6 protein-coding genes are annotated in these 6,658 nt (G+C 71.7%); 1 reads left to right on the plus strand and 5 read right to left on the minus strand.

Annotated features, from left to right (window positions below):
* Positions 1-5: 5 nt before the first annotated feature.
* From ACIP4P_RS06075 to ACIP4P_RS06095, 5 genes are all read right to left on the minus strand, one after another.
* Complete coding sequence (locus ACIP4P_RS06075; RefSeq protein ID WP_350513603.1) at positions 6-755, minus strand: alpha/beta fold hydrolase; 750 nt, start codon at positions 753-755, stop codon at positions 6-8.
* Positions 756-852: 97 nt separating this feature from the next.
* Positions 853-1,047: a ferredoxin gene (locus ACIP4P_RS06080; RefSeq protein WP_350513604.1), complete on the minus strand. Its 195-nt coding sequence runs from the start codon at positions 1,045-1,047 to the stop codon at positions 853-855.
* Positions 1,048-1,094: 47 nt separating this feature from the next.
* Positions 1,095-2,273 (minus strand): cytochrome P450, encoded by a 1,179-nt coding sequence (locus ACIP4P_RS06085; RefSeq protein WP_400915222.1) that lies wholly within the window; start codon positions 2,271-2,273, stop codon positions 1,095-1,097.
* 84 nt (positions 2,274-2,357) lie between these two features.
* On the minus strand, positions 2,358-3,416 hold the full coding sequence (locus tag ACIP4P_RS06090; RefSeq protein WP_400915224.1) for a DegT/DnrJ/EryC1/StrS family aminotransferase: 1,059 nt from the start codon (positions 3,414-3,416) through the stop codon (positions 2,358-2,360).
* 164 nt (positions 3,417-3,580) lie between these two features.
* The gene (locus ACIP4P_RS06095; RefSeq protein ID WP_350513607.1) at positions 3,581-4,984 is read right to left on the minus strand and encodes a glycosyltransferase; all 1,404 of its coding nucleotides are present in this window, start codon (positions 4,982-4,984) and stop codon (positions 3,581-3,583) included.
* Between the two features lie 806 nt (positions 4,985-5,790).
* Between ACIP4P_RS06095 and ACIP4P_RS06100 the strand changes: the two genes are divergently transcribed.
* Positions 5,791-6,486 (plus strand): LuxR C-terminal-related transcriptional regulator, encoded by a 696-nt coding sequence (locus ACIP4P_RS06100; protein ID WP_350513608.1) that lies wholly within the window; start codon positions 5,791-5,793, stop codon positions 6,484-6,486.
* The last annotated feature ends 172 nt before the right edge of the window (positions 6,487-6,658 follow it).

Consider the following 6,658-nt stretch of genomic DNA (forward strand, 5'->3'; position numbering starts at 1 on the left):
GTTGGTCAGCGGAGCCCGGCGAGCTCGGCGGAGATCTCCCGCAGGACCGCCGTCTGCTGCTCGGCCAGGAAGAAGTGGCCCCCGGGGAGGACTTCGAGTCGGAAGCCGCCGGTGGTGTGGTCCTGCCAGGCCTCGGCCTCGGCGACGGTGGTGCGCGGGTCGGCGTCGCCGGTGAGCGCGGTGATCGGGCACCGCAGCACCCGGCCCGGCTCGTAGGCGTAGCGTTCGACGGCGCGGTAGTCGGCGCGGATCGCGGGCATCGACATCCGCAGGATCTCCTCGTTCGCCAGGGCCCGGGCGTTGCTGCCGTCGAGCAGCCGGAGTTCGGCCAGCACGCCGTCGTCGTCCCGCTGGTGGACGGTCTCGGAGCGGCTGGTGGAGGGCGCCCGGCGGCCGGAGGCGATGATGCCGCGGGGGGCGTGGCTGCCCTTCTGCTCCAGTCGCCAGGCGGTCTCGAAGGCGAGGACGGCGCCCATGCTGTGGCCGAAGTAGAGGGTCGGCCGGTCGTCCAGGGTCAGCAGTTCGTCGGTGATCCGGTCGGCCAGGGCGGCTATCGAGTCGAGGCAGGGCTCGGTGCGGCGGTCCTGGCGGCCCGGGTACTGCAGGGCGACCACCTCGGTGTCGGCGGCCAGGGCGGCGGAGACCGGGTGGTAGTAGCTGGCGGAGCCGCCGGCGTGCGGGAAGCAGACGAGCCGCACCGGTTGCGCGTCCGCGGGATGGAAGCGGCGCAGCCACAGGGTGCTGGGACTGGTCATGGGGTCGGTCCTCTCAGGGGCGGGAGTCGGGGCCGGCGGGCGGTTCGGCCCGGTGGACGGTTCGGTCCGGCAGGCGGTTTCGGTCCCGGCGGGCGGTTCAGTCCCGGTGCACGGTGATGGCGGCGGACGGGCAGAGCGTGGCGGCCAGGGCGACGGCCTCCGGGTCGGCCGCGGCCGCCGCGGGGTCGTGCACCTCGACCACGCCGTCGTGGTCCTGGTCGAACACCGCGGGGGCGTTCAGCACGCACTGGCCCGCGCCGACGCAACGGTCGGTGTCGACGGTGATGCGCATGGTCGGTTCCCTAGGAATGTGAGGCGGTCCAGGAGGACCGGGTGTGGTCACCAGCGGACCGGCAGCGCGTGCAGGCCGCACAGCACGCCGTCGTACTTGTACGGGAGTTCCTCGGCCGGCACCGCCAGGCGCAGGTCCGGGATGCGTTCGAAGAGCCTGCGGTAGGCGATCTCCATCTCGACCCGGACCAGGTTCTGGCCCAGGCACTGGTGGACGCCGTAGCCGAAGGCCACGTGGTGGCGCTCGGTGCGGGCCGGGTCGAAGGCGTGCGGGCAGGCGAAGGCCCGTTCGTCGTGGTTGGCGGCGGCCACCAGGGCCACGATGCCCTCGCCGGCCCGGACCTGCTGGCCGCCGATCTCGACGTCCTCGACGGCGACCCGCAGCGAGACCAGGTCGGCCACCGAGTGGAAGCGCAGGGTCTCCTCGACCACCCGGGGGTCGCCGATCCACTCCGGGTGGGCGAGCAGCGTCACCACGCCGAGTGCGATGTTGTTGGCGGTGGTCTCGTGGCCGGCGATGAGCAGCAGCATCAGCACCCCGGACATCTCCCGGGGTTCGATCGCGCCGGTCGCCAGCAGCCGGCTGATCAGGTCGTCGCCCGGCCACTGCTGCTTGATGGCGACCAGGCGGTTGATGTAGCGCAGCAGTTCGCGCGAGGCGGTGTCGCGCTGCTGGTCGGTGGAGGAGCGGATGGCGACCAGTGTGCGGGTGCGGGACTCGAAGAAGTCCCGGTCCACCGGCGGTACGCCGAGCAGCGCGGAGATCACCAACGAGGGGACGGGCAGGGCGAAGTCGGCGACCAGGTCGGCCTCGGAGCCGGCGGCCAGCAGGCCGTCGATGCACCGGTCGACGGTCTGCTCGACCGCGGGGCGCAGCTCGCGGACCCGGCGGACGGTGAACTCGGGGATCAGCGCCTTGCGGAAGCGGTCGTGCTCGGGCGAGTCCAGGCCGACGAACCAGCCGGGGATCTGCTCCTGGCGGGGCACGCCCATGGTCTGGCTGATGTTGGGGAACCCCGGGTGGTCGGGGTTGGAGCTGATCCGGCGGTCGGTCAGGACGGCCCGGACGTCCTCGTGCCGGGTCACCAGCCAGACCCGGTTGCCGTTGGGCAGGTGGCACACCACCAGGCCCTGCTGTCCGCGGTAGTCCTGGTAGCGGGGCGGCGGGAAGGCCTCGCCGGGCCGGCGCAGCGGGAAGTCGACCACCCGCGGTCCGGTGCTCGTCATGTCGTCGGGTCTCCCTCGGGCGTGCGGATCAGGGCGTGCGGATCAGGGCGTTCGGTCAGGACGTGCGGGTTCGGCGTCCCCGGGTCAGTCGACGCCGTGGAAGGCGCGGACCCGGTCGATCACCCGGTCCTGGTCGGCCGGGGTCAGCGAGGTGTAGGTGGGCAGGTAGAGGCCGTCGGCGGCGAACCGGGTGGCGTTGAGGCCGGGCCAGGCCGGGTCGAGGTAGCCGGGCTGGCGGCTCATCGGCTGGAAGAACAGTCGGGTCTCGATGCCCTCGGCGGCCAGGAAGTCGCGCAGCTCCGCGCGGCGTTCGGCGCGCAGGTCGTACATCCACAGCACGTCCCGGGGCGGCATCAGGGTGATCCCGGGGACGTCCTTGAGGCCCTGGTCGTAGCGGCGCTCGATCTCCCGGCGGGCGGCGAGGATCTCGTCCAGCCGTTCGGTCTGGGCGAGGGCGACGGCGGCCTGCATGGCCGTCATCCGGAAGTTGTAGGCGAGCTTCTTGTGCAGGAAGCTGTGGTCGGTGGTGAAGGCCATGGCCCGCAGGTGGGCCAGCTGGTCGGCCAGCCGGGGGTCGTCGGTGAGGCAGATGCCGCCCTCCCCGGCGGTGATGATCTTGTTGGCGAACAGCGAGAAGCAGGCGATGTCGCCGACCGGGCGGACGCCGTGGGCCTCGGCGGAGTCCTCCACCACCCGCAGGTTGTACTGGTGGGCGAGGTCCATGATCGCGGCCATGTCGCAGCGGCGGCCGTAGATGTGCACCGGCATGATCACCTTGGTGCGCGGGGTGATCCGCTCCTCGATCCGGGCGACGTCGATGTTCAGGTCGTCCGCGCAGTCCACGAAGACCGGGGTGGCGCCGGTGTAGGTGACCGCCCAGGCCGAGGCGATCATGGTGAACTCCGGCACGATCACCTCGTCCCCGGGGCCCACGCCGAGCGCGCGCAGCGCCAGGGTGAGCGCGGCGGTGCCGGAGGAGCAGGCGACGCCGTGGGCGGAGCCGTTGTACTCGGCGAAGGCCTCCTCGAACCGGCGGACGTACGGGCCCTGGGAGGAGATCCAGCCGTCGCCGATCGTGCGGTTGACGTACTCCAGCTCGCGTCCGTCGAGGCTGGGGCGGGACACGGGGATGGTGAAGGGCATGGGTCCTCACTCGTGGGCGTGACATGGCGTGGCGTGGCCTTGACGCGGGCGCGGCCTCGGGCCTGTCCGGCAGGATCCGCCGGACAGGCCCTGGACCCGGGCGGTGGTGCGGGCACCTACGGGGGCGCGTACGGGGCGCGTACGAGCCCGCGGACGGGGAGCGGTCAGGCCAGGGCCGGCAGCCCGAGCAGCAGGTCGGCCGCGGCGGCCCGGCCGCCCGCCGCGCGCTGGGCGGTGCCGATCCGCTCGGCCCGCTCCCGGAAGGAGCGGTCGCCGAGCACCCGGGTGAGCTTGTCCACGACGTCGGCGGGGTCGAAGTCCCGCGGCCGGTCCAGGGTCAGGCTGATCCCGAAGTCCCGTCCGCGCACCGCCTGGTCGTAGCAGTCCACCCACAGCGGCCGGACCACCAGCGGCTTCCCGAAGTAGACGCCCTCGTGGAAGCCGTTGCCGCCGCCGTGGGTGAAGAACAGGTCGACGTTGGGGTGGGCCAGCACGTCCAGTTGGGACGGCAGCCAGCTCTCGATCCGCAGGTTGTCGGGGAGTTCGCCGCGCGGCGGCAGCAGGTGCTGCTGCTCGGCCGGCAGCCGCCACAGCACCTGGTGCCGGCCGTCCAGCCGGCGGGCGACCTCCACCAGGTCGCGGACCTGGGGGGCGGTCAGCCGGGTGATGGTGCCGAAGCCCATGTAGACCACGGAGGACTGGGCGTCCAGCCAGTCCATCACGCCGGTCCCGTCGTCGGCCGGCGTGGACTCCGGCAGCGGCGGCACCATCGCCCCGACCAGCCGGACCTTCCCCGGCAGGTCGAACGGGTAGTCCAGCTCCGGAACGGAGTTGCAGAGCACCAGCTCGGCGCGGTCGATCCGGGTCATCGGGCTGGGCTTCGGCAGGCCGAGCTCCTTGCGCAGCCGGGCGTCCTCGGAGAGCACCTTGCCCATGGTGGGGTTGAGGAAGAGCGCGAGCGTGCGGAGCTTGAAGAGCCGGTTGCGCAGCCGCTGGCCGGCCGACATCGGGTAGGGCAGCCCCGAGTGCGGGACGGGGAAGTCCTTGGGCGTGTAGGAGGGCCCGAACGGGCTGTGCGAGGTCAGCACGTTGCTCGGCAGGAACGGGACGCTGAGCACGAAGGGGATCCCCCGGGACAGCGCCAGGTCGACGGCGAAGGCGCTGACGCAGTCGATCACCATCAGGGCCGGCTCGCACTTGTCCACCACGGCGGCGAGCCGGCGGTACTTCTCGGCCTGGAGGTCGGGCCGGTAGGACTGGTGGATCACCGCGCGGTGCGCCTTGAACCGGGACTCCTGGGTCACCCGGCGGTACACCTCGTCGCTCCAACTGACCGCCGACAGTTCGGAGAAGACGTCGCCGAGCGAGGCGAACTCGACCGCCGACCGGTCGGCGAGGGCCGTCACCTCGCCGCGGCGGGGCTCGTCGGTGGCGAACCAGAGGTCGGGCACGCCCCGGCGGGCCAGCTCTCCGGCCAGCACCAGCAGGGGGTTGAGCAGGCCGCTCTCCGGGAGGCTGACAAACAGGATCGGCCGGCGCGCGGTGCTCGGCCGTGGCGGGGCGTTCATCGGACTCCCTCGGGGCGGGGTGGCGACTGGGACTGCACCCCACCTTGGTCCCATGCCAGGTTCCGGGAATTCCTTAGTCCTGACCGGTCCTGACCGGGAGTTGGGTCTGATCATCCGCTTGTGTCCTGTTTTGGACGGCGGCCGTTGGGCAAAGAGACTCCAACGCTTTCTCATGCAATTCCCAGACAACCCCCCAGGGGCTCGAACAGTGACCGGCCGGTTGTCCGAACCTGGCCGGATCCGGATCGGGACGCTTCGGATGCTTGCCTGCTTCTTGACGTGTCCCATATATTCTTGCTCAGACCGGCCCGGGTACGCTGATTCCAGGTCAGTCGCTTTTGCGGTTCGCTCACCGGGATCGCCCCGGGATATCGGATCCGTCTGCGCTCGGGAGGTGCAGGAGTTCGTGTCGTCAGTGTGGAGAATTCCGGCATCGGCCGCCGACCGGGGATCCGGGGAGACGGCGTCGAGATCCCGGCGGACACCCACCGGTAGGGCGGTGAGCGGTGATCCTCTGCCGCGGAACCGGCCCTCCGAGCCTGACGGCACCTTCCTCGGCAGCCGCTGAGCTGCGGAGGGACCGACCTCACCGACCGTTCCACCGAGGGACGGGAACCCCACCCGCCCTCGTGTCACATGTTCAGGGATTCGACCGGCCGCAGGCCGGTCGCGGTCGACCGGAATGTCGACCGATTCCTTAAGTTTCGCGAACAGTTCGATGTACGGACGTGATCGCCCGGGTTTCGCCCCGGGTATTTCGAACGTTTATCCGTCCGTACTTTCGCCCCGAAGGGAACCGACTTTCCGTGGTGATTTCCCATTCTGCCCAGCCGAATTCCGTCCGGACCCTCACGGCCGAGCGGGAGCAAGGCGGTGGCACGGCGGCGCGGTACCAGCGGTCGACCGACCAGGCCGGTCTGACCATGGCCCAGCTCGACCGGGCCCTCACCATCCGTCAGGCCAACGAGGCCTTCTTCTGGCAGTTCGGCCGCTCCTCGGCCGACCTCTGCGGCCGCACCTTCAGCGAGCTCGTCCACCCGAGCGTCCAACAGCCGCTGCTGCGCCAGTTCTCCGGGCTGATCGAGGGCCGGCGCGACCGCTTCGCCACCGACGTGATCGCGGTCGGCCCGGGCGACGAGACCTTCACGGTGCCGCTCACCGCGGTCATGGTGCGCGGCGACCTGCCCGACGAGTCCTCGATCCTGGTCATGATGCCGGACGGTCGCCCGGACTCGGGCGGATCCGAAGTGGTGGCCGGCCAGAAGAAGCTGCTGAGCGAGATCGACGCCAGGATCCTCGAAGGCATAGCCGCCGGGGTCTCCACCGTGCCGCTCGCCGCCCGGCTCTACCTGAGCCGCCAGGGCGTCGAGTACCACGTCACCTGCCTGCTGCGGAAGTTGCGGGTCCCGAACCGCGCCGCGCTGGTCTCCCGGGCCTACTCCATGGGCGTCCTCAAGGTCGGGGTCTGGCCGCCCAAGGTGGTCGAGAGCTTCGTCAAGTAGCGGAGCCGACGCTCCGTCAACTGTTCTACCGGTAAAACCCGGTGAGGATCCTGTGCGGTCCGGTCGCGGGGGGGGGGGGGCCCCCCCGGGGGGCCCCCCCCCGGGGGGGGGGGGCCGGGCGGGCCCCCCCCCCCCCCCCCCGGCCCCCCCCGCCCCCCCGCCCGCGCGCCCC

It is taken from the genome of Kitasatospora sp. NPDC089509 (genome assembly GCF_044749365.1).
In the GTDB taxonomy this organism is placed as follows: Bacteria; Actinomycetota; Actinomycetes; order Streptomycetales; family Streptomycetaceae; genus Kitasatospora.